Annotated in this window: 24 protein-coding genes; 9 read left to right on the top strand and 15 right to left on the bottom strand. The window is 65.4% G+C overall.

What is annotated here, in order from left to right; all coding sequences use genetic code 11:
• Positions 1–118 precede the first annotated feature (118 nt).
• From OG326_RS02620 to OG326_RS02605, 4 genes are all read right to left on the bottom strand, one after another.
• Entirely contained in the window at positions 119–1,033 is a 915-nt protein-coding gene (locus OG326_RS02620) for a DUF5926 family protein (protein ID WP_327143031.1), read from the bottom strand.
• A 91-nt stretch (positions 1,034–1,124) separates the two neighbouring features.
• The gene (locus OG326_RS02615) at positions 1,125–1,892 is read right to left on the bottom strand and encodes a glycerophosphodiester phosphodiesterase (RefSeq protein ID WP_327143030.1); all 768 of its coding nucleotides are present in this window, start codon (positions 1,890–1,892) and stop codon (positions 1,125–1,127) included.
• Positions 1,889–2,992, bottom strand: a complete 1,104-nt coding sequence (locus OG326_RS02610; protein WP_327143029.1) for a DUF4328 domain-containing protein — start codon at positions 2,990–2,992, stop codon at positions 1,889–1,891. Before OG326_RS02610 ends, OG326_RS02615 begins: the two co-directional genes overlap by 4 nt.
• 47 nt (positions 2,993–3,039) lie before the next feature.
• The gene (locus OG326_RS02605; protein WP_327143028.1) at positions 3,040–3,411 is read right to left on the bottom strand and encodes a rhodanese-like domain-containing protein; all 372 of its coding nucleotides are present in this window, start codon (positions 3,409–3,411) and stop codon (positions 3,040–3,042) included.
• A 368-nt stretch (positions 3,412–3,779) separates the two neighbouring features.
• Here OG326_RS02605 and OG326_RS02600 point away from each other — a divergent pair, with 368 nt between their 5' ends.
• From OG326_RS02600 to OG326_RS02590, 3 genes are all read left to right on the top strand, one after another.
• Entirely contained in the window at positions 3,780–4,391 is a 612-nt protein-coding gene (locus OG326_RS02600; protein WP_327143027.1) for a hypothetical protein, read from the top strand.
• Between the two features lie 289 nt (positions 4,392–4,680).
• Positions 4,681–5,304: a superoxide dismutase gene (locus OG326_RS02595; RefSeq protein ID WP_297611090.1), complete on the top strand. Its 624-nt coding sequence runs from the start codon at positions 4,681–4,683 to the stop codon at positions 5,302–5,304.
• Positions 5,305–6,171: 867 nt separating this feature from the next.
• Positions 6,172–6,726 (top strand): recombinase family protein, encoded by a 555-nt coding sequence (locus OG326_RS02590; protein ID WP_327143025.1) that lies wholly within the window; start codon positions 6,172–6,174, stop codon positions 6,724–6,726.
• A gap of 6 nt (positions 6,727–6,732) precedes the next feature.
• Here the strand turns inward: OG326_RS02590 and OG326_RS02585 are convergent, their stop codons facing one another.
• From OG326_RS02585 to OG326_RS02575, 3 genes are read right to left on the bottom strand one after another with little or no spacing between them, the layout of a single operon-like run.
• Positions 6,733–7,545, bottom strand: a complete 813-nt coding sequence (locus OG326_RS02585; protein WP_327143024.1) for a helix-turn-helix domain-containing protein — start codon at positions 7,543–7,545, stop codon at positions 6,733–6,735.
• A 35-nt stretch (positions 7,546–7,580) separates the two neighbouring features.
• Positions 7,581–8,111 carry a DUF6879 family protein gene (locus OG326_RS02580; protein WP_327143023.1) on the bottom strand — a complete coding sequence of 177 codons (531 nt, stop codon included), beginning with the start codon at positions 8,109–8,111 and terminating at the stop codon, positions 7,581–7,583.
• A complete protein-coding gene (locus OG326_RS02575; protein WP_327143022.1) occupies positions 8,092–8,439 on the bottom strand; it encodes a hypothetical protein in 348 nt (115 codons plus the stop codon). The genes OG326_RS02580 and OG326_RS02575 overlap by 20 nt, the downstream gene beginning before the upstream one ends.
• Positions 8,440–8,656: 217 nt before the next feature.
• Here OG326_RS02575 and OG326_RS02570 point away from each other — a divergent pair, with 217 nt between their 5' ends.
• A complete protein-coding gene (locus OG326_RS02570) occupies positions 8,657–9,181 on the top strand; it encodes a hypothetical protein (RefSeq protein ID WP_327143021.1) in 525 nt (174 codons plus the stop codon).
• Positions 9,182–9,340: 159 nt separating this feature from the next.
• Here OG326_RS02570 and OG326_RS02565 read toward each other — a convergent pair whose 3' ends face one another.
• From OG326_RS02565 to OG326_RS02555, 3 genes are all read right to left on the bottom strand, one after another.
• Positions 9,341–10,774 carry a DUF3631 domain-containing protein gene (locus tag OG326_RS02565; protein ID WP_327143020.1) on the bottom strand — a complete coding sequence of 478 codons (1,434 nt, stop codon included), beginning with the start codon at positions 10,772–10,774 and terminating at the stop codon, positions 9,341–9,343.
• Positions 10,771–11,001 (bottom strand): DUF6011 domain-containing protein, encoded by a 231-nt coding sequence (locus tag OG326_RS02560; RefSeq protein ID WP_327143019.1) that lies wholly within the window; start codon positions 10,999–11,001, stop codon positions 10,771–10,773. Before OG326_RS02560 ends, OG326_RS02565 begins: the two co-directional genes overlap by 4 nt.
• Before the next feature lie 78 nt (positions 11,002–11,079).
• On the bottom strand, positions 11,080–11,235 hold the full coding sequence (locus OG326_RS02555) for a helix-turn-helix domain-containing protein (RefSeq protein WP_327143018.1): 156 nt from the start codon (positions 11,233–11,235) through the stop codon (positions 11,080–11,082).
• Between the two features lie 219 nt (positions 11,236–11,454).
• Between OG326_RS02555 and OG326_RS02550 the strand changes: the two genes are divergently transcribed.
• The 4 genes from OG326_RS02550 to OG326_RS02535 all read left to right on the top strand — a co-directional run bounded on the left by OG326_RS02550 (position 11,455) and on the right by OG326_RS02535 (position 14,931).
• The gene (locus OG326_RS02550; RefSeq protein ID WP_327143017.1) at positions 11,455–11,901 is read left to right on the top strand and encodes a helix-turn-helix domain-containing protein; all 447 of its coding nucleotides are present in this window, start codon (positions 11,455–11,457) and stop codon (positions 11,899–11,901) included.
• 1 nt (position 11,902) lies between these two features.
• Positions 11,903–13,219, top strand: coding sequence for a tyrosine-type recombinase/integrase (locus OG326_RS02545; protein ID WP_327143016.1), 1,317 nt, complete (start codon positions 11,903–11,905; stop codon positions 13,217–13,219).
• Between the two features lie 112 nt (positions 13,220–13,331).
• Positions 13,332–13,868, top strand: a complete 537-nt coding sequence (locus tag OG326_RS02540) for a peptidase (RefSeq protein ID WP_327143015.1) — start codon at positions 13,332–13,334, stop codon at positions 13,866–13,868.
• 319 nt (positions 13,869–14,187) lie between these two features.
• Positions 14,188–14,931, top strand: a complete 744-nt coding sequence (locus OG326_RS02535) for a TMEM165/GDT1 family protein (RefSeq protein WP_327143014.1) — start codon at positions 14,188–14,190, stop codon at positions 14,929–14,931.
• Position 14,932: 1 nt separating this feature from the next.
• Here the strand turns inward: OG326_RS02535 and OG326_RS02530 are convergent, their stop codons facing one another.
• Both OG326_RS02530 and OG326_RS02525 read right to left on the bottom strand, forming a co-directional pair.
• The gene (locus OG326_RS02530) at positions 14,933–15,583 is read right to left on the bottom strand and encodes a TetR/AcrR family transcriptional regulator (RefSeq protein WP_327143013.1); all 651 of its coding nucleotides are present in this window, start codon (positions 15,581–15,583) and stop codon (positions 14,933–14,935) included.
• 28 nt (positions 15,584–15,611) lie between these two features.
• Entirely contained in the window at positions 15,612–16,523 is a 912-nt protein-coding gene (locus tag OG326_RS02525) for an SDR family NAD(P)-dependent oxidoreductase (protein ID WP_327143012.1), read from the bottom strand.
• 175 nt (positions 16,524–16,698) lie between these two features.
• Between OG326_RS02525 and OG326_RS02520 the strand changes: the two genes are divergently transcribed.
• Positions 16,699–17,466 carry an SDR family NAD(P)-dependent oxidoreductase gene (locus tag OG326_RS02520; protein ID WP_297611074.1) on the top strand — a complete coding sequence of 256 codons (768 nt, stop codon included), beginning with the start codon at positions 16,699–16,701 and terminating at the stop codon, positions 17,464–17,466.
• A 160-nt stretch (positions 17,467–17,626) separates the two neighbouring features.
• Here the strand turns inward: OG326_RS02520 and OG326_RS02515 are convergent, their stop codons facing one another.
• From OG326_RS02515 to OG326_RS02505, 3 genes are all read right to left on the bottom strand, one after another.
• Entirely contained in the window at positions 17,627–17,827 is a 201-nt protein-coding gene (locus OG326_RS02515) for a cold-shock protein (RefSeq protein WP_327143011.1), read from the bottom strand.
• A gap of 315 nt (positions 17,828–18,142) precedes the next feature.
• A complete protein-coding gene (gene htpG, locus OG326_RS02510) occupies positions 18,143–20,095 on the bottom strand; it encodes a molecular chaperone HtpG (protein WP_327143010.1) in 1,953 nt (650 codons plus the stop codon).
• Positions 20,092–21,741: a TM0106 family RecB-like putative nuclease gene (locus tag OG326_RS02505; RefSeq protein WP_327143009.1), complete on the bottom strand. Its 1,650-nt coding sequence runs from the start codon at positions 21,739–21,741 to the stop codon at positions 20,092–20,094. The genes htpG and OG326_RS02505 overlap by 4 nt, the downstream gene beginning before the upstream one ends.
• Positions 21,742–21,752: the final 11 nt, after the last annotated feature.

Raw genomic sequence — 21,752 nt, 5'->3', positions numbered from 1 at the left:
CCCGTAGACAGGACCGGGCCTTTTTGCTGAGCTGTCGAAAAGGCTTCGGGCTATCGAAAAGGCTTCGGGCCGTTCGCCGTAGGGGGAACCCTCAGCAAACGGCCCGTTCACCGCACGATCAGCGCAGCGTGACCTGACGCGAACGCAGGCCGTCGCGCGAACGCCGCTCCTCCGAGCTCATCGGCTCGTCGTTCTTCAGGGCGGCCGCCAGGCGGGCGCCGAATTCCTTTGCCGCCGGCTCCCATTCGACCGCGTGCCGCTCCGGATCGAGGTCGAAGACCGGGACCAGCAGGCCGTGCGTGCGGAACGAACCCGCGAAACGCGAACCCTCGCCCAGGTGCAGCTCACCGGCCGCGTGCAACCGCGCCAGCGCCAGCATGAGCTGGTCCTCGTCCTCCGGGCGGACCCAGCGCAGGTGCGCCTTCTCGCCGGCGTCCACCCACCAGGCCGCACCGATGGCATCCGCGCCCAGGTTCAGGCGGGCCGACGGCATGATGGCCAGATTGGCCTGCTCGATGGTGGCGGCCACCTGCTTGTCCGGGGTGACGCCCTCGGGCACCCACCAGTTGAAGTCCTGATGCACGGTCAGATCCAGGGCCGCATTGTCGAGCACGTCCGAAAGGCTCGGCGCGCCTTCGACAGTCGCGCCCGCGAGAGATTCGCCCGGCTCGGCCGACTGCGTCCACAGAATCGCGGTCGCCAGATCGGCGGCCGGATTGCCCGACTGGAACTGCACCTGCGTGCCGACGAAACCGATCGGCTCTTCCCCGGCCCGCACCAGCGCGGCCACCGCACCCGGCAGCACCGTGGCGAGGGTGACCGCACGCTCGGCGGCAATGCTCGGCGACAGCTTCAGCGTGGCGGTCGCCGACGGCACGAACTCCCGTAGCGCGACGAGATCACATTCGGCAGCCAGACCCTCGAACGGCCGCGTAATCGTCTGCGACGCCTGCTCCTGCTCGGCCCGGCGCGCGGCCAGCTTCTCCGCCCGGTTGCTGTCCGGCTTGGGACTGTTGCGCTTGCTCTTACCCATGACTGGCAAAACTACAGGGTCAGCCCGCACGCACTTCGACCACGCAGGGTGTTTGCTGCCGCCCGGGACTGTGGTCTGCTGCCGCCCGGGACTATGCGGCGGGGAGCAGGCCTTTGGTGCGGCCCGGGTGGTTGGTGGCGACCCAGCTGACGCCGAGGTCGGCGCAGAGGCGGACGTCCTCCGGATCGTCGACGGTCCAGACGTAGGTGGCGCGGCCCGCGGCGGCGGCCTTGTCGACCAGGTCCGGGTGTTCGCGCAGGGTGCGGACGGAGGGGCCGATCGCGGTGGCGCCCACGGTGGTTGCCGCGCCGCCGGAGAGGTAGAGGGAGGACTCGCCCAGCAGGACGGTGGGGAGCAGCGGCGCGGCGCGGCGGATACGCCAGACCGCGGTCGCGGCGAAGGAGATCACCACGGCGCGGGAGTGATCGGCGGAGGCCGGGGCGGCGATGCCGTAGCGCTGCAGTTCGCTCAGGAGGGTGGTTTCCACGAGGGCGCCGAAGCGGACCGGATGCTTGGTCTCGATGAAAAGCTTTGTCGGACGGCTCTTCCAGTCCAGCACCAGTTCGATCAGTTCGGCCAGGGTCAGCACCGCGGCCGGTTCCCCGTCCGCGCCGAAATCCAGGGCCTTGAGTTCCTCCAGGGTCATCTCACTGACCGCGCCGACACCGTTGGAGGTGCGGTCCACGGTGCGGTCGTGCACGCAGACCAGCTGCCCGTCCTTGGTCAGGCGCACATCGCATTCGACCCCGTCGGCACCCTCCTGCAGCGCGAGTTCGTATGCGGCGAGGGTGTGTTCGGGTCGCGCTGCCGACGCCCCCCGGTGCGCTACCACGAACGGTGCGCGATTGGCCGGGCTCACTTCGCCAATACCTCCTCGTGCTCGGGTTCCGGCGCCCCGTCGGCGGCCGCGGTCGCGGTCTCCGGATTCTGAACGGTCGCCTCATCATTCCCGACACCGTCGTCCGGCGCGCGCCGCCCGGCGCCCTCGGCCCCGGCCGGGTGCACCGGTTCGATGACCGAGGTGGCCGGAGTGGTGGCGGGCAGCCAGCGCTTGAGGGTCGCGGGACGCCCGCGCAGGTCCACACCGGCGAAGGCGCGCACCAGCCACAGCGTCAGCACCGCGACGCCGGCCGCGACCAGATCGGCCCACACGGTGACCATCACGCCGTCGGCGCGCGCCTGCAGCGAACCCGTGAACCGGTACAGCACCGCCGCGGTCACCAGCACGGCATTGAAAACCCAGGCGGCCCACCAGATGCGGACCGCGCGCAACAGCCGCGGATCGTCCGCGCCCTCGCGCACGGCCTCGGTGAGGAACACACCCGGCCACACCAGATTCACCACCGGGACCAGGCAGCCCAGGAACAGTTCGAAGCGCGGCCGCGGATCCCGCCGTCCCACACCGGCATACGCGGTGCGCCGGGTCTGCGCCAGCCAGCCGACCAGCGCCACCGCCGTCACCAGTGCCGCCAGCGCGGCCGCGATGGCGGAAACCGTCACCGCGCCATCAGATATCCACAGCAGCGCGGGCTGGATCAGGCGGGTGCGATTGCGCAGCAGAACGCCGTAGCGGCCGAGTTCGGCGAGCGCGGCCACCCCGTAAATGACGGCGGTGGTGACGAGCAGCAGCGGCAAGCGGGCGATCAGGGCCTCGAAGCGCGTGCGCGGCGCCACCGATTCCTGCGGCAGCCGATCCTGCAGCCCCCAGCGCGGAATCTGGGTGTAGTGCGGCGTCTGTGGTGCGACCGGCCGCCGGGGCGGCTGCGGCGGTGTGGATTTGCGGCCGGGCGGCCGGGCCACCCAGCGGTAATTGCGGCGCGCGGGCGGCGCGTCCACCGCCGCGGGTGAGAGCAGCACGCCGTGGCAGCGCGGGCACCAGTGCAGCGGTTTGCCCTGCACCGCCCAGCGGGCGCCGCAGCGGGCGCACGGCTGTACCACCGCGGATCGCGGATCTGCCACGTGTCCCCCGTTCATTCGCTCCATCATTCTGCGCTGGTCGATCGTCGCTAGTAGATCTTCGCTTCGTCACCGTCGCCGGTGAGCGGTCGTCCGGCAAGCTGCCACGCCACCATGCCACCGCTGACACTGAAAGCGTCGAAACCGACATCCATCAGGTACTGCACCACCGGGAGCGAACGGCCGCCCTGACGGCAGACCACGTAAATCTCGGCGTCGTAGTCCAATTCGTCGAGGCGGGCGGGGACATCGACCATGGGAATGTGGATGGCGCCGGGCGCGCGCCCGAGCGCCCACTCATCGTCCTCGCGGACGTCCAGGAGCAGGGCGGGAGCGGGTGTGCCGGGCGCCCACGGCTCGGCGGCATCGAATTCCGCAGGCACGGCGTCGATGGGGACCGAGGGGACATCGGAACTGCTCACGGTTTCGATCCTGCCACGGGCGCCGAAAGGCCGTGGAGTTCTGTCCCGGCGAAGCGTCCGGAACTGGCGGTTCGTTCTGCCGGACGGTACCCCGTCACACGCCCCGAAGCCGGGGCCCTACGCGGGGGCTCGATGTAGTTATCCACATAATCCACAACCTGATCCACAGGTTGAGAAGTGACGGAAAGACCCGAAAAGTCCGGTCAACCGATCCGAAAAGTCCCCTCCACCGCTCGGAGCGGTCGACCCGACATCTAGTAGGACGGCCCCGGTCAGGGATCGGTTCCGTTCGCACCGGAAAAAAACGACATACATACATAAAAACGGAATTCCTGGGCTCAGCCAGGCAAGATCGGTAGCCTGGCGCTATGACTGTGAGCAGGGGGCTACTCGACGGACTGGATATCACCGGACTCAACACCGCACTGTCCGAGGCGACATGCCTCGGAATCGACGTCGACGCGGCGGCCGGAAAGTTTCGGCTGGAACTCGACGTCCTGACACTTCCCACCGACGGGCCACCGCCCGCGGATTGTGATGTGTACCTGTCCCTCACCGGGATCAGCCGCGTCGCCGCCTCGCTGCGCCGCCAGCGCTGGGACGACCTCGACCCGGTGGTGCTGCCGCTCGAACTGGACGGGCTGCACGACGCCGTCAACAGCTTCGGCGGCGGCGGACTGCACGGCTGGGAATTCTTCGACCTCGACGACAACGCCTGGACGCAATGGCGCAAACTGCTCAGCTTCGACACCGTCCTGAACGACCGGCCCGCGGCGCATATGCTCGAAATCTCGCAGGAGGAGGGCGTCGATCCCCGCGAACTCGATGTTCGGGTGTGGTTCGAGGGCATCACCGTGCAGGACAAGAAGGGCACGGAGATTCCGCTGCCCGAGTTCATCTCCGGCGGTGTGCGCTGGTGGCAGGCACACGACGCCGGCGACCCGCGCACCATGCGACCGCATATCGTGCCGCCGCTGTGAAAATCGGTCCGGCACTGTGAAATCCGTCGTGAAATCAGCGTGAATTCGTGGGGGCTCCGGCCCCCGCGGCCGTCACTCCTCAGTTTCACCGACGGTCGTCGAGGTATGCCTGTACCGGCCCGGCTCCAGTTGCGATCACCACTGTTCCAATGGTTGGGAAAGTGTCGTGAGCACCGGAATGTAGGGGCACGCAGCCCGGTTGCACGGGAGCGGGTGTACGAATGATGGTTGGGTGCGCCTAGGCAAAGGCCCCGGGCACACAGCCCCGACACACTGAGGAAGGGACATCGTGGCTGAGTACACGCTGCCAGAACTGGATTACGACTACAGCGCCCTGGAGCCCCACATCTCCGGGCAGATCAACGAGATCCACCACTCCAAGCACCACGCCGCCTACGTCGCGGGCGCGAACGCCGCACTGGGCAAGCTGGAAGCCGCCCGTGAGTCGGGCGATCACGCCGCCATCTTCCTGAACGAGAAGAACCTGGCGTTCCACCTGGGTGGCCACGCCAACCACTCCATCTGGTGGAAGAACCTCTCCCCCAACGGTGGCGACAAGCCGGTCGGCGAGCTCGAGGCCGCCATCGACGACCAGTTCGGGTCGTTCGACAAGTTCCGCGCGCAGTTCACCGCTGCCGCCAACGGTCTGCAGGGCTCCGGCTGGGCCGTGCTCGGGTACGACACCCTGGGCCAGAAGCTGCTCACCTTCCAGCTGTACGACCAGCAGGCCAATGTGCCGCTGGGCATCATCCCGCTGCTGCAGGTCGATATGTGGGAGCACGCCTTCTACCTGCAGTACAAGAACGTCAAGGCCGACTACGTGACCGCGTTCTGGAACGTCGTCAACTGGGCCGACGTGCAGGACCGCTTCGCCCGTGCGACCCAGCAGGGCAAGGGTCTGATCTTCGGCTGACAGCCGTAGGACTGACGTGGGGGCTGACGCCCCCACACCCCCTGACCGAGGGGCCGGGGACGCAGCCCCTGGGCCCTCGACCGGGATACGGGAGTAACCGCGGACGGAGTTTCGGGGACGCAGCCCCTGAAGCTCCGGCCAGGTTGTCGGAAAGCCCGCGAACCATGTTGGTTCGCGGGCCTTTTGCGTTTTCCCAGGTGAGTGTTCGACGGACACGCCGGGTGCTAGCACTCTTTGGTACTTGGGTTAGTCCCGTGAATGCGGGTGGACCGGTATGACCGAGAACCACTTCTGAGCTGCATGAATGTGGATCTCGATGGATGCCATTAGACCGCCGTGAAACCCGGATTTGTGACAAGGCGTGACAAGTCCGGAGCCATGGCGTTCGCTTGCCCCACCTCGGAAACACACCTGGTAACCCGTACAAGGGGGAGACAACCGGGAGGTGCGCTGACCCAAATGAGCCCGGAGGGAGGGTCTACGGGGGTCAAACACCCCTGGGAATGCGTACGGACCGCGAGCCACATAGCGACCCGGTGCGAATCCAACCCCGGCACCCCAGGTAGGGCGGCCCGGTCAGGCACGCCAATGCCCCCTCCCCCACCCGCGCGCAGAATTGGCGACTGCGCCTGAGGGTAGGCGGTCACAGAGCCTTGGAGGGTCCCTCCCCAGGGTGCGAGCACGGGCCATGCTCACCCGTCCAGCAGGTGTCTCATAAACGATCGGTTGTTGAGACTGAGACGAGCGGCAGGTTCAGCGTCAGCCACTCTGGGCAAACATGATCAACAACTGTCTTGAAACCATGTCTCAAAACATCTAGTCTCAAAACCAGAAAAGCAACGGGATTATGAGACAGAAGGCGGTTCAGTGGCGATCATCGGGTACGCACGAGTCAGCACCAACGACCAAGACCCTCAGCTGCAACTCGACGCATTGAAGGCCGCTGGCGCGGAACGCATCTACACCGACGTTGGCGTGTCTGGCGCGAAGACTGAACGGCCAGAACTGGATCGGTGCCTGGATCACCTTCGTGAGGGCGATGTGCTGGCAGTGTGGAAGCTGGACCGTTTGGGCCGCAACACGGTTCACGTCCTCCAGTTGATCGAGCAACTGACTGAGCGCGGGATTGGCTTTCGCAGCCTCACCGAAGGACTGCACACGGACGGGCCGATGGGTAAGGCGATGCTCACGATCATGGCTGCTTTCGCGCAGTTGGAACGAGACACGATGATCGAACGAACTCGTGCTGGACTGGCAGCGGCAGCGGCGAACGGCCGCAAGGGTGGCCGTCCTCGCAAGGTGGGTGACGCGGACGCGGCGAAGGCAAAAGAGCTGAAGGCGAAGGGAATCAACGCACCGGACATCGCGAAGATGCTCGGGTGTTCCCGAGCGACCGTCTACCGCTACTTGTCCGGAGAATGACCGCAGCTAGAGGTACCTCCCCTGCCTGCGCTTCTCCACCTCATCCTGAATCAACCGACGGGCAGCTTCCCCGTACACAGCCCGATCACTCAGCACCGCGAACAGCTTGCCGTACAAGGCGATCTCGCGAGGCTGACTGATATTCAGTTCGGCCGTCACTGTCTCCGCCTGCACGAGCCTGTTGTCGTAGATCACGAACCCGTTCGGTGCCAGCGCCTCAATCGCGCTGCGACGCGGCACAATCCCGAGAGTCACGCGTGGCAACGCCATCACCGACAGCATCCGATCCAGTTGCCCCAGCATCACCGAGTCATCGCCCAGGGTCGTCTGCAACACCTGCTCAGCGACAACGAACGAGAACCTTCGGGTGCCGTGATACAGCACCTGCTGCCGCTCAATCCTGGCAGCCATCCCCTCCTCGAGGTCATCCGGAATCGACCGAAATCTGATGACCAGCGCAAGAACTTGCCGAATATAGGCGGGAGTCTGAAGCAGGCCAGGCACTAGCGACGGCTCATACCAGCGCATCGCGGCCGTCTCAGCCTCCAGCTTCACCGACATCTTCTGGCGACGCTTCGTGCCAGTGCCGAGGATCCGCTGCCACTCCATGTAGGCGGCCTGAATATTCCGTAGCGACGCGACCAGGTCAGTCAACTGGTCAAGGCTGCCGGTGTGCTCGCACCAGGCGCGCAGGTCCGCTTCGGTAGGGGTTTGCTTGCCGTATTCGATACGGCTGGTCTTGGATTCATGCCAACCGGCAAGCGCAGCAAGCCTACGGCCGGTCAAGCCCGCATCACGACGAAGCTCCCGGAGTCTCACCCCGAGAGCTTCGCGTGCCTCATGTGCCGCGCTGGTCACCGCGTCCGCTGGGGAACATAGTCAGCGAGCGGAACAGCGTGCTCCCACACCCGATCCCTCACCTCCCGAATGTAGGCCGCAATCCGTGGATCAGTTGTGACAGCGCCACCGACGAATCGGCCGGTTGACTCGAACACGGTGAACGCCACGGTCTCATCATCCATCAGCCACCAATCATCGGTGGTCAACAGACTGGGGTCGATACGGTTGCGGGGAAGGTACCGAATCTCCTCGCCCGCAGCACTGTTGCACTGGATTGCGACCTCCAAGGCGAAGTTGGTGTAGTCGGTGTGCGGAACCGTCACCACGCGCGCTCTACGCACGCGCACGCCACGAGCTGTCATCGCCCGCACCCGATCCAGCCACCCCTCGAGCCATGAGTAATCATCAGGCTCCCCGGCAAGGAACCGCCCGAAAGGCGCGGACTCCTCCGGCGTCTCGTAAGTGTCTTTCACCTCCAGGTGGAACGCTTCCCGTTGGCAGGCCGCGAACGGCCCGTGAAACTCCTTACCCGGCAGCAGCAACACCGTAGAACGACCTCTCACACACGGGAACCTCGATGGCCGTCTCGTCCTCGTACAGATCCAGCTGCGTCAAGGTTCCGGCATCGGTTACCGGCCGCCCAGTGAGGAGGAAAGTGCCGCGCCCTGTGTCTTCCATGCGCGCACCAATGAACCTGTCGTTGCCGACGAAACCTAGTAGTAGGTGCGGTATTTCGACCGTCTCCGCCTGATCGGTCACCCATCCTTGGATCAGGAATGTGCCGTGGTCGGTGACGTAGACGGAGGGACACCCGTCGCCGGTGGTACCTCCTTTGCCGAGGAACTGAAGTGTGGTGGCCTGTTCAGGTTTCATGACCTGTCCTCCTGTTGCTATGCAGCACCTTGCGGATAGCACATCCCATGGTCCCCCTGCGTTGTCCGCCTTGCAGTGGTTCGAAAGAACCTGCGCAAGCTGCTGCAAGCTCCTGGAGTTGCCGCAATGTGGCCGTTTAGCGTCGAAGTCAGGCGTTCGGGGTCGGTGCAGTCGTCCCGCCCCCGGACTGCCTCACCAGCGACCCGAGGAGGCAGCCGTGACCGATGAGCCAGAGGCCGCGCCGCGAACCAGGTTGTACGAATTTCCCGGTGGCCTGTTCGAACTACACAGTGCCGGAGACGAATCCGACGACTACTCGGGCTTCTACCTGGAGTTTCCCGGACACGGTGCACTCATCGGACCGGATGAAAAAGGGGCAGTCATGAAGTACAAGCCAACATGCGTGGGGTACGCCCGGACCGATGTGTCCGGGCTGGCTCTGCTCTGGGATCAAACCCAAATACGCAGGCTTGCAACACGTCTCGGATACGACTTCGCCGACATGGTGATTTATGACCCCCGCTTCGGTCGGCCACCGTTGGCCCGGCTCAAGGCCCAAGCAACCCGCCTGGATGCTGAAGCCGTATTCGTCCCCAGCTCCGAGCACTTCGAGGATGGCGAAGTGCCGGGGACGCTGGTCCAGCAACTCGACGTGATCACTGTCGATCCAGAGGAGACGTACGCACGGCGCGCAATGCCACCAATGCGGGACCTACCGCCAGCGAGGGCGGGTGAGGCCTAACCACCAAGACCACTCCGATAGCTCGGGAAGCCCAGAGAGGGGGTGGGGCCATAGCCGAACTCAGGACAACGTAGAGCGTTGCACCACAACGCACTTCACGAACAACCCCCGGCTCGCTTGCAACCGTGCCGGGGGTTGTCGCAATCCATCACCACCGAATCAGGCTGCGAACTTCAGGTCAGCGGCCCAATAGAAGTTGGACGAGTCCGGTGGTCCGAGTTCGGTGGCGATCTCGTCCACGGCGACACCGAGTGCGGCGGCGAGTTCCTCCGCACCGACGACGCTGCGTGTGCTGCCGTCGTGGCCGGGGGTGGCCAGCCATCGAGAGGCCCGCTCGGCTAATCCTTCGCTCACGCCCAGCCGCACACCTGAAACATGCGATGTATCCGATGCATCCGATGACGTGATGCACCGCGCCCGCATCGAATCATCAGATGCATCACGTGCATCGGATTGTTCAGATGAGGGCCTGAGGCCGACCGAGGCCCACGCCCGTTCCAGATCCGCCCGGCGATACCCGCGCTGCGCACCCCGCGCCGGCTGCGCCGACCGCACCCGATAATTCTTCGTCAGCATCAACGCAAGCCGCTTGGCGGTCAACGCCGTGAGGTTGCGAGCCTGGTTCGCGCCCCACATGAACGGGTTGCGCGCGATCAGGGCATCGATGACAGTCACGGTCGGCATGAACAGCTCTGCACCGAACACCGCGTGCATGTCCTTGATCAGCACGACATGCGGCTTCTCGTAAACAAGCCCATCCTCGACGGCGGCGGCCAGTCGGTCCATATCTTTGCCGATCACCCGCGCCAGACTCTCGGGCCAATGACCGCCAGCGGTGACCGCCACCCGCATCAGAGGCCGCCATACCTCTTTGCGGCGGCCGGTCAGTCCTGCGGGCAGGTCCACGGCCAACCCCTTGAACTCGTCCATGACAGCCTCGACAGCCCCTTGCAACCGCTGTGCGAGCACTGCCACCGACTCATCCAGTTCTTCCCAATCGGTTTCGGCGACTTCGCCGTTGCTGGCGGGCAAAAGCAGAATCTCGATGGTCCTGGAACGGGTGTCGTCCGGCAGGTCCGGGGAGTTCCCCGCCATCGCCACGGCCGCGTAGGTGCTCATCTCCCTCGCGTCGAAACCACCATCCGGGTTCTTGACCAGCACGGGCCGCGACGCGCCCTTCTTGTAGCCGGTGTTCAGGATGGCGAGGATGTCTTCGATGCCGTTCTTCTTCCCCGACAGCGACCGGTCGCACTCGTCAATGAGCAGAGTCCTCGGTGCAGTGTCTAAAACCCTGGGAATGAGTGCGGGACTGGACACAGCCGCCATCGACAACCGAGCCTTCGACAACCGCCCCACATGCTCGAGAGCCGTGGTCTTCCCCGAACCCGGCAACGGCGAGTCGAACAACAGCCGGGGCGACGTGTACAGCGCTTCGATCGCCCATGAATGCGCCGCCCACAAAGTCAGGATCACCGAGTCGTCCCCATCGGGATCAGCGGTATAGATGAACCTGTCGAAATGCGTGCGCACCTCGGTCAGTACACCCCGAAGCACAGCCCGCACCTCCTCGCGAGACTGCCGATCCTCGGTCACGCACGCCCCTCCGGGGCCTGCTGGGCACGATTCCAGCACGCCGAACCCATCCCACGGGCCACCGACTCCAGACTGGTCAGCCACTGCCCGCAGCCACCCATGCACTGCCGCGAGACCTTCAGCCCATTGGCTTCCATCAGCCCCACTGCGTCACGGGTGATCACGTCGAACTGCTGGTACGGGAACTCACTGCCACAGCCCTTCGCGGCTGTAGTATCGTTGCTCACTAGACATCCTTCCTGGTAGACGGGTGTTTTTCTTTAGCCCGGTCCGTGTTGCCGCACAGGCCGGGCTTTTCCTTGCGCTCACTCACCCTTGAGCCACTTGGCGAGATCGTCAGGAAAGATCCGCCAGCGCCCCTTCGCGGTCCGCTGGTAGCCCTTCAACTCCCCGGACAGTAGGGCGGCATAGATCGAGTTCTGGTGGCACCCAACAGTGCGAGCGGCTTCGGTGGGGCTCATCGGGGTCACGATCAACGCGGGTTCTCCTTCACTGACCACAGGTGGTGCAAGAACATGCACACTCTGGCCCTGTGTTTCACTTTCATCACGATCCTAACAGTGTGTCCGACAGAGAACGCACCTATGACACCCCTGTTTTAGGCCAACTATGACACCCACGATGGGCAACTCTGCTACGGTTCACGCAGTATCCGAGAGAGTGAACGGAGGTAGACCGGCATGGACGACGTTCGGGCTCGTGCGTTCGACGACAGCGGCGAACATGACAACGAGGTCCGGTGGTTGCTGCACCAGGCGCGGCGCGGAAACCGACTCGACATGGCCGATCGCATGGCGGTCGCGGGCTGGGTGATGGCTGACCGCAAAGCCCTGGGGCTGACTCAGGCCCGCCTCAGCGAGTTGTCCAACGTGCCGGTGCGGACCATCAAGCACATGGAAGCCGGTGGCGTGCCACAGACCTCGACACTCCTCGCGCTCGTAGACGGCATCACGAAGGCACATGAGCACGCGACTCCGGCTCCATCACCCGACCTCGAGTTAAGTGACTCGATGCGGATGTTCATCGACACCGTAGGCCCGATGTTCGAGGAACTCTCGCCCCAAGCGCAGGGTCAAGCACTGCGGCAATTCGTGTTGTGGCTCAACGAGATCAAGGAGAACGAGTAGGTTGGCAAGGCCGCGCAAACAAGAGATCGATATAGACGTGCGCCCGGCGGCGGACTGCACGACGAAGGGCACGAGCCGAACCGGATGGTGCGCACGCCCTGAAGGTGCGCCGAAGCCTGGAGGCAAGCGAGACCAGCGGCACCGGCATTTCAAGGATCTGGACCAGGCAAACGATTTCGCTCGGGGTATCCGGCGCACCCGCGAGGTTCAACAGCAGGTCGGATTGCCCTCCGGCTACACGATCGGGGACGCGATCGACGACTACCTGTTGCCTTACAAGTCCCAGAACCCGCGAACGTGGCAGTCCTACACGAATTGGCTGCAACCCGCGAAGGACAAGTTCGGGCACTGGCCAGTGTCGGCGCTGCGGGAATCCGACGTGATCGAACTCCGAGATGCCCAGTTGGAGCATTGGGTGGTGGACGGCGTGAACCAGATGGTTCGCCACCTCGACAACGCACTCGAGCGGCTCCGGAACCTCGGGCAGGCGTACAACGCGGCGGCCATGGTGAAGTCCCTGAAGAAGGAGCGGCCCCGCCTGACGTTGGCGCAGATGCGTTCGAGCGTGGACTCTGGGGCCTACAGCCCGGAGGAGATCGCGCAGATTCTGATCGCGGCCGACGACATCAAAAATACGAACACCCCGGGAATGCGGCCCATGTTCTGGATGTGGATGCTGAACCTGCGGCGCGGAGAGGCCCTCGGTGCGGAGTGGGTGAACATTCTCCTGGAGCGGGACGAGGCGGGTAACGAGCCGGGGCTGTTGGTGAATCAGCAGTGGGTCCACAACCCGATCACGGGCCTGCACGAACTCGCCAAGGTGAAGTCAGCAGCAGGCGACCGACTACTACGACTACCGCCTCTTGTGACAACCATGCTCGGCGAGGTCCGCGAGTGGCAGAACGAGCAGCACAAGAACGGCCTGTTCCCTCAACTTCCGAAGCGGGTCGTGGTGAAGTCCAAGGGCAACAAGGCCGGGCCTGCCGGATCAACGATCAGCAGCACCTCTGTCTATCCGCCCTGGTACGCGCTGCTGGATCGAGCGGGAGTGCGACACCTGAAGCCTCATGCCTGCCGGGCCACGATCATCACGCAGATGAAGAAGCGTGGTGTGGATGAGTACGTGATCAAGGCATGGGCGGGCCACAGCACTCGGGGAGACGTGACCGAAGAGCACTACACCCGCCTACAGCTCGTTCGGTGGGCTGAGGCAGCGGAGGCGTGGCAGGCGATCATTTCGGACATTTTGGCCGAGTTTGGGGCAAAGCGTGACAAGTCCCGCAAGCCTAACCAGGCATTGCGCCTGGTAGGGGCCTGATTAGCTGGTATCTAGCACTCATTGGTACTTGTGTGCCAGTCCTGAATAGGTACAAACTCGAGTACTAGGACGGGCAGAGCCGCCCCGGGATCGTCATATCGGGAGGCACGCGATGAGCGAGCAGATCGGTGTATTGCCCTTCGTTTCATCAACACAGGAATCGGGCGGCGCGCTTCGCGGGTTCGTGATTTCCGGTCGGTGGCCGGATTCCACGAAGGAATGGGCACAGTTATTGGTGCTGGCCGTGCGGGTGGCGAGTCTGCCGGGGCTGCTGGCAACCACAACGGTGTTCGGGGCCCGGGAGGAGCTGCCGGAGGATCCCGAGCCGGGGATGGTCGGATTGGTCATTGCCGAGGGCACCGTATTGGGCGCGTCCGCGCTGCTGCCCGGCAGGTTTGCCGCACATGTGCCACCGGCCTTGATCCTGCTGCATCCGCCGCGCGAAACGCGGCCGTCGCTGCCCGAGTGCTCGGGCGCGGCCTCCGGCACCCTGCTGCTGCCGGGACTTCCGCATCTGGGTCTGGAACATCGGGCGGCCTGGGTGGAAACGGATACCGACGGGTCCGTGACATCCATGGTGAGCAGGGTGGGCGTAGATCCGATCAGCGATCCCGACACCGCGGTTCTGGCCATGCTGCTGGCCGCGTGAGGGCACACCTCCCGGGTGCGTAAGGGTACCCGAAACCTTGCGGCAGTGTCCCCAAACTTATTGTGCGCATTGCGATTTCGGTGATGTCGGTTTGCCGATGCCGGATTTGCCGGGGTAGTATCGACGGCAGCGAAGGGGAGTAGCCCCCAATTGCGTAGTCGACATACTGATCCTTCTCGGGTCCGGCTGCGTGAACCGGTGGAAGTTTCCGGTGGGCGAGACCTTCGGCCAAGACAAACCAAACCGATTTTTGGTTCGGGTGTCGGCTGAAGCGCCCCCGCATTCATGCCGACAGGCCGGAGACCTGGGAGCTGACACTGTGATCACCACGATTTTGCTGAGCTTCGGCGCGCTGTTCCTCGCCGAGCTGGGCGACAAATCGCAACTCATGGCCCTGACGTTCGCGCTGCGCTACCGCTGGTGGGTGGTGCTGAGCGCGATCAGCGTGGCCAGCGTGCTGGTGAACCTGATCGCCGTCGGTGTCGGCCACTTCCTCGGTGCGGCGCTGCCCACCACCGTCATCGCACTGTTCGCCGCGGCCACCCTGATCGGTGTCGGCCTGTGGACACTGCGCGAAATCCTGTCCGGCGCGGACGACGAGGCCGAAGCCGAAACCGCCGCGCCGCAGACCACCTCCCGGTCGGCCTTCCTGGTGGTGCTGTCCGCCTTCCTGCTCGCCGAACTCGGCGACCGCACCATGTTCGCCACCATGGCCCTGGCCACCAAGAACGGCTGGGTCGGGGTGTGGATCGGCTCGGTACTCGGCATGGTCGCCGCCGGCGGGCTCGCGATTCTGATCGGCGTGACGGTCGGCAAGCATGTGCCGGAACGGCTCATCGCGCTGTGCTCCGGCCTGCTGTTCCTGTACTTCGGCGCGGCGACACTGCTCGACGCACTGGCCCCCGGACTGGGAACGCTGGGCGCGGCGACAGTGGCACTGGTCCTGCCCGCGATCGCCGGAGTGGTGCTCCTGCTGCTGCGCCGACGGGGCGGCACGCCGATTCCGGCGGGACCGGACAGCGAGGATCGCCCGGACCGCACTATCGGGGAGCGAACCGCGTAGTTCAGTCGGTGAGGGGCACGGCGCCGAACAGGCCGCCGCTGCGGCGCACCAGGTTCAGCAGTGGATCACGCAGGGCGCGCAGGCCCTCCACATCACCGACGGCAATGCGATTGGTGACCATGGCGCTCAGCGCGGCCACCAGGGTCTGACAGGCGAACCGCTGCTCTTCCGTATCGGCGTCCAAGATATCGGCGACCATCGCGACGAAGGTTTCCTGCAGCTGGGTGCGGCGGGCGATGGCTTCCGGGCCGACCGCATAGACCTCGACGAGGAATACACGCGCGAACGCGGGTTCCGCGGCGAGGGCGTCGAGGTAGGAGCCGAGGACGCGCTCGATGCGCTCGGTCTGGGTTTCGCCGTCGAATTCGGCGCCCGTCGCGGCGAAGATGCCGGTCAGCATGAGTTCCACGGCGCGCTCGAAGGCGGCCTCGAAACAATCTTCCTTGGAACGGAATTGCTCGTAGAAGGTTTCACGCGAAACACCGGCGCGTTTGATGACCGCCGCGACCGGTGTTCCGACATAACCGTTCTCGGTCATGGCCTCGGCCATGGCCAGCAGAATGCGGTCGCGCTGCGCGGCGACCACGATCTCGCGGGGTAGACCGTGCCGGCCGCGGGGCAACTGGCGAGCGGTTACTGCCGAATCGGTCATGCGGTGAACTCCGTTGGGCCGTAGCGGTTCAGGCGAGCTTTCCCATTCTGCGGGGGCGCGCCGGTTGCTCGGTGGTGAATGCCACCCGCTCGGTCCGGGCAACTTCCAGGCCGGTCTCGACCCCGTGGCGCAGAGCGTAGTCGACAACACGCTGTCCGATGCCGCGGAAGCTCAGGATCAGGCCGACCCAGTACGGCGAGAACACCTTGCGGGAGCGCCGGGCCAGGGCGCGTTCCATGGCGTCGATGGCCGGTCCCAGGGGTGCGGTGCCGGAAACGGTATTGCGGCCGAGGATGTCTCGCGCGGCGTCGGTGCCGAAGCCGCGGCTGGTCATATCGGTGTCGAGTTCGGCGAAATAGGCCATGCCGACCTTCGCGCCGGTGTGCCGCAGTTCTATGCGCAGGGTGTCGCCGAGCGCCTCCACGGCGGCCTTGGAAGCGCTGTACGCACCCGCGAGGGGTAGGTGGATGGCGGCGGCCAGGGAGGACACCAGCAGCACGTAACCGCCGGGGTGCGCGATGTGCGGGCCGGCGGCGCGCAGCGTGTAGTAGACGCCGAGCACATTGACGGTGAGGGTTTCCTCGAGCACGTCCGGCTCGCCGCCCAGCAGTGAAAGCTGGCGGGCGATACCGGCATTGGCGACCACGGCGTCGAGACCGCCCAGTTCCGCGGTGAGCGAATTGACCACTCGCTCCACCTGGTCCTGATCACCGATATCGCAGTAGCGCCAGGGTGCGTCGCCGCAGTCCGCGGCGACCTCGGCCAGGAGGGCCTCTTCGATGCCCAGTAGTGCCACCCGGGCGCCCCGGGCATGCAGCTGCCGGGCGAGGGCCGCGCCGATGCCGCGGGCGGCACCGGTGATCAGGATGCGTTTGCCGGCCACCGACTGGGCCGGACCTAGGAGACCACGGCGCGGGCGTCGGGCCGTGCTGGCGTTCATGAATCGAGATTAGCACTCAACGAACACCTGTGTTCGCAAACCGCGAAGTCTGGATCTCCCCCGCTGTACCGCGGGTTGCACCGGCCCGTCGCTGTGGTGTCCATCTCGCCCGTTATGGTGCTTGTTGACGGAGGGCCAGTGAGAGGGCGCTCCACAGTCGAGAGGACCAATCACCGTGGAGATTTCCGGCTCCGCCGCCATCGTCACCGGAGGTGCGTCCGGCCTGGGCGCCGCCACCGCCAAGCGCTTCGCCGATGCCGGTGCCACCGTGTTCGGGTTCGACCTGGCACAGTCGATCGAGCGTGCGGGCGACAGCGTCCCCGCCGGTGTCACCCTGATTCCGACCGATGTCACCAGCGGTGACGAGGTGGCCGCCGCGGTCGCCACGGTCGTCGAATCCGGTGTGCCGCTGCGCATCGTCGTCAACTGCGCCGGTGTCGGCTGGGCGGGTCGCATCCTGTCCAAGAACGGCCCGCACGACCTCGAGCTGTTCCGCACGGTCATCACCGTGAACCTGCTCGGATCCTTCAATGTCATGCGCCTGGCCGCCGACGCCATCTCCAAGACCGAACCGGTCGACGAGTACGGCCAGCGCGGCGTGGTCATCAATACCGCGTCGGTCGCGGCGTTCGAGGGCCAGATCGGGCAGATCGCCTACTCCGCCTCCAAGGGCGGTGTCGCCGGCATGACCATTCCGGCCGCACGTGACCTGGCGCAGTTCGGCATTCGCGTCAACACCATCGCCCCCGGCATCATCGACACCCCGATGCTCGCCGGTGTCACCGAGGAGTACCGCAAGGGGCTCGAGTCCGGTGTGCCGTTCCCGTCCCGCCTGGGGCGCCCGGACGAGTACGCGCAGCTCGCGCAGTACATCACCGAGCACGACTACCTCAACGGCGAGACCATCCGCATGGACGGCGCCCTGCGCATGGCGCCGCGCTAACGCTGGGTTTCGGGGGCTTCGCCCCCAAACCCCCGAAGGGATTTCGGGGCTCCGCCCCTAGCCCCCGAACGACACAAGGCCCGCACCGTATTCCGGTGCGGGCCTTGGTGTTTCACGAGTTCGGAGTGCGCGGGTTAATCAGCGCATATCCGGGGGGCTCTTAGTGGGGCTTTACGGCCGCTGCTTGCGGACCCTTTTTGCCCTCGGTGATTTCGAAGCTCACGGCCTGGCCCTCTTCGAGCTGGCGGTAGCCGTTGCCTTCGATTTCGGAGTAGTGAACGAACACATCGGGGCCGTCCTCGCGGGCGATGAAGCCGTAGCCCTTCTCCGCGTTGAACCACTTGACGGTGCCCTGAACCATAACTTTCTCCTGCTGAATGTTGCATCGGCCGCCGCGGTCACGGCGACCGGGTCGAATCAGAAGGCGACTTGCAACTTGCCTGGCAAGAGAAGCGCCCGCACGATGTTCAGCGCGAGCATGTGAGACACGAACACGAAAAACTTACGACCAAGCAGTACAACGCACACCCGGCCGGGGGGAGTTCCCGGAACCGGCGAAAAAATTACCGGCGTCACATCCGCGCGAGACCGGGCATGACCGAAAACCGCCGCCGCACAGCCGCACCCCCGGTGATCGAGCCACCGGGGGTGCGACGGGGACGAGATGTCGTGCGGGTCAGAGCGTTCGGGCCAGCCGATCGGCCAGGATGCGGGCGAAGTGCGCCGGATCCGCGAGCACGCCGCCCTCGGCGAGAACCGCTGTGCCGTACAGCAGTTCGGCGGTCTGGGCGAGTTCGGCGGGCTTGTCGGCCTCATCCTCGACCTTGGCGAACGCGTCGCGCAAACCGATGACCAGCGGATGCGCCGGATTCAGCTCCAGGATGCGCTTGGAGTCCGGCAGTTGCTGACCGGAGGCGCGGTACATGCGCTCCAGCAGCGGAGTGAAATCGAACACATCTCCGACGATGCAGGCCGGAGAGGAGGTCAGGCGGGAGGTCAGGCGGACCTCCTTCACGGTGTCGTCCAGGGTCTGCTGCAGCCAGCCGAGCAGATCGGCGAAATCCTTGTCCTGCTGTTCGCGCAGCTGCTCGGAGGCCTTCTTCTCCTCCTCCGACTCCAGATCGATCTCACCCTTGGCAATGGACTGCAGGGGTTTGCCCTCGAACTCCGGCACCGAACCGACCCACATCTCGTCGACCGGATCGGTCAGCACCAGCACCTCCAGGCCCTTGGCCCGGAATGCCTCGATATGCGGTGAGTTCTCGATCTGCTCGCGGGATTCGCCGGTCATGTAGTAGATGCCGGTCTGGGTCTCCGGCATCCGCGCGACGTATTCGGCCAGCGTGGTGAGCTCATCGGCCGCATGCGTGGACGCGAAAGACGAGACGGCCAGGATGGATTCGCGATTGTCCTGATCGGAGAGCATGCCCTCCTTGAGAACTCGGCCGAACTCGCGCCAGAAGGTCTGGTACTTCGACTTGTCCTCGGCGCCCTGCAGATCCTTGATCGTGGTGAGCACCTTCTTCACCAGGCGCTTGCGGATCATCTTGAGCTGGCGGTCCTGCTGCAGGATCTCGCGGGAGACATTGAGCGACAGGTCCTGTGCGTCCACCACGCCCTTGACGAAGCGCAGGTACTCCGGCATCAGCTCTTCGCAGTTGTCCATGATGAACACCCGCCGCACATACAGCTGCACGCCGCGCTTGTGCTCCCGGGTGAACAGGTCGAACGGCGCGGTCGAGGGCAGGAACAGCAGCGCCTGATACTCGAAGGTGCCCTCCGCCTTCATCGGAATGGTTTCCAGCGGATCGTCCCAGGCGTGCGAGACGTGCTTGTAGAACTCCTTGTACTCGTCCTCGGAGACCTCGCTCTTGGGGCGGGTCCACAGGGCCTTCTGGGAGTTCAGGGTCTGGGTTTCGACGAGGGTCTTCTCGGTCTTGTCCTCGCCCTCACCCTCGGTGACTGTCCGCTCCACATCCATGCGGATGGGCCAGGCGATGAAGTCGGAGTACTTCTTCACGATTTCGCGGAGCTTCCACTCCATCGTGTAGTCGAACATGTGGTCGTCGTCGTCCACCGGCTTCAGGTGCAGCGTGACGGTGGTGCCCTGCGGGGCGTCGGAGAGTTCCTCGATCGTGTACGTGGAGCTGCCCGCAGCGGATTCCCAGCGGGTGCCGGTGGTCTCGCCGGCCTTGCGGGTGGTCAGCGCGACCTTGTCGGCCACCATGAAGGTGGAGTAGAAGCCGATGCCGAACTGGCCGATGAGCTCCTCGGCGGCGGTGTCGGACTTGTTCTCCAGCAACTGCTTACGCATGGCGGCGGTGCCGGACTTGGCCAGCGTGCCGATCAGATCCACCACTTCGGCGCGGGACATGCCGATGCCGTTGTCACGGATGGTGAGCACGCGCTCGTCGCGGTCGACCGCCAGCTCGATGTGCAGGTCGGAGGTGTCGGCGACGAGGTCCTTGTCGCGGTAGGACTCCATGCGCAGCTTGTCCAGCGCATCGGAGGCGTTCGAGATCAGTTCTCGCAGGAAGGTGTCTTTGTTCGAATAAACCGAGTGGATCATCAACTCGAGCAGCTGATGAGTTTCGGCCTGGAATTCGAGTTGTTCGACGTGATCGGTCACGACGCGATATTACGTCCCGCGAAATCTGCGATGCCCGGAACCTCGGCATCCGCCCGATCGGTCATCCAGTCCCGCAATACCTTCGTGGCCTGTACGTCGTCCTCGTTGTACTCGAGGATGCGGGTGCGCTGCGAGAGCACCGGTTCGCCGCCGTCGTAACCGACGCCCAGGCGGTACCAGCTCATGGAGGCTTCCCCGCCCGCCTCCGGGTCGCGCCAGGAGAAGCCGGCGACCGGGGCGATCTTCTTGAGGCCCTTGCCGTTCGGGCAGATGAACTGCTCGGAGACGGCCTGGAACATATCCACCCACTGCGGGCCGTCGACGAACTTCTGGATCTCGCGTTCGGTGGGGATGCCGGGCATGCCGGCGAAGCGGCGCGCCGACTCGTAGAGCCACTTGTCCTCGGCGGTGCGCGAATAGCAGTAGGCGGCAAAGGTTCTGCCCGTCGCGGCGGCGTCGGCGCGGACCTGCATGAGCCAGGTCCAGAACTCGGCGAAGGAGCGGCCCTCGTCCTCGGTGGGTAGCGGGTCCCAGGTGACGAAGGGGCGGTAGACGCCGTCCAGCAGCGTGCCCCACAGGTAGGCGCCGTGCTCCTGGTAGCTCTCCAGGTCCACGTCGACCTCGACGTCGGCGCGCTGCACCTGGACCTGCTCCACCCGGCGGACCAGGGGGGCACCGGTGGCCCAGGCGCGGGCGGTGACAACGGTTTCGGTGAACAGCTCGAAATGCCAGTCGTCCGGGGCGTCGCCGGTCCAGGCGGCCAGATCGTCGATGGTGTCGACGCCGTGGCGGCGCAGCACCTCGGCCCGCGCGCCCGGGGCCACCAGGCTCACATCACGCTGTTCGACCAGCCACTTCTCACAGCTGCGGCCGCCCTCCTCGGGAGCGCGGGTGAACCACGGGCACTGCCGGCATTCGGGCACCTTGGACGGGACCGTCGGCAGTTCACCGCGCACCACCGCGATGCGGTCGGCGTAGCGGCGGTCGTAATCGTCGAGAATCGTGGACAGGTCGTGAATGAGAATGCGGTCGAACGCATAACCGATGGCGCCGCCCGCCAGGGACGGGCTGGCCAGGCCATGCCGCTGCAGCATGCGGTACAGGTGCGCGAGGCGCTGCTGATCACGCGGCTGGGGACGGGTGCGCACATTGCGGTCGGACTTCGGGCGCCAGTCGTAGAGGCTGCTCGTCATGGGATGGAAGTCGGCCGGGTCGGGCTGACGCGGGTCGGTGACCTTGTGATTGACCACCACGATGGGGATGTACCCGCCGCGATCGGCATCGCGCCAGAGGATTTCGCACCCGCCGCGACGGCCGGTATCGGACTCCTGCGGCAGCAATCCGCCCCAGATGCGTGCCGCCCCGGCCTCCATGGCGCGCATGGTCGCCTCCGCGCGACGGCCCGCGGACTGGCCCGGTTCGATCACGGTCCAGAGTTCCGGATTGGCTCCGACCAGCGTGTCCCGCACCTGAATCCGATGCGCGGCCGCCGCCTCCCGCCGCTGCTGCACACCGGCGTCCTCGATCACCCCGGTCAGCACCTGCGGATGGCTGGAGTCCAGCAGCAGCCGGTGCCGGCAGCCGATCAGGGCCCGCGCGTCCAGAAACGCGGCCCGCTCGCCATGGTCACCGATGCCCGAATACACGGTTGAAGTAT

This window comes from Nocardia sp. NBC_01327, from assembly GCF_035958815.1.
In the GTDB taxonomy this organism is placed as follows: domain Bacteria; phylum Actinomycetota; class Actinomycetes; order Mycobacteriales; family Mycobacteriaceae; genus Nocardia.
The sequence above is the reverse complement of the archived record's forward strand: the minus strand, read 5'-3'. Positions and strand labels throughout refer to the sequence as shown.

Coding starts and splice junctions, on each gene's coding strand:
- OG326_RS02555 (WP_327143018.1), bottom strand. CDS start 11,235: ATGAGCCCCACCGAAGCCGCTCGCACTGTTGGGTGCCACCAGAACTCG.
- OG326_RS02540 (WP_327143015.1), top strand. CDS start 13,332: ATGAGCGAGCAGATCGGTGTATTGCCCTTCGTTTCATCAACACAGGAA.
- OG326_RS02575 (WP_327143022.1), bottom strand. CDS start 8,439: ATGAAACCTGAACAGGCCACCACACTTCAGTTCCTCGGCAAAGGAGGT.
- OG326_RS02525 (WP_327143012.1), bottom strand. CDS start 16,523: ATGAACGCCAGCACGGCCCGACGCCCGCGCCGTGGTCTCCTAGGTCCG.
- OG326_RS02600 (WP_327143027.1), top strand. CDS start 3,780: ATGACTGTGAGCAGGGGGCTACTCGACGGACTGGATATCACCGGACTC.
- OG326_RS02515 (WP_327143011.1), bottom strand. CDS start 17,827: ATGGTTCAGGGCACCGTCAAGTGGTTCAACGCGGAGAAGGGCTACGGC.
- OG326_RS02550 (WP_327143017.1), top strand. CDS start 11,455: ATGGACGACGTTCGGGCTCGTGCGTTCGACGACAGCGGCGAACATGAC.
- OG326_RS02620 (WP_327143031.1), bottom strand. CDS start 1,033: ATGGGTAAGAGCAAGCGCAACAGTCCCAAGCCGGACAGCAACCGGGCG.
- OG326_RS02530 (WP_327143013.1), bottom strand. CDS start 15,583: ATGACCGATTCGGCAGTAACCGCTCGCCAGTTGCCCCGCGGCCGGCAC.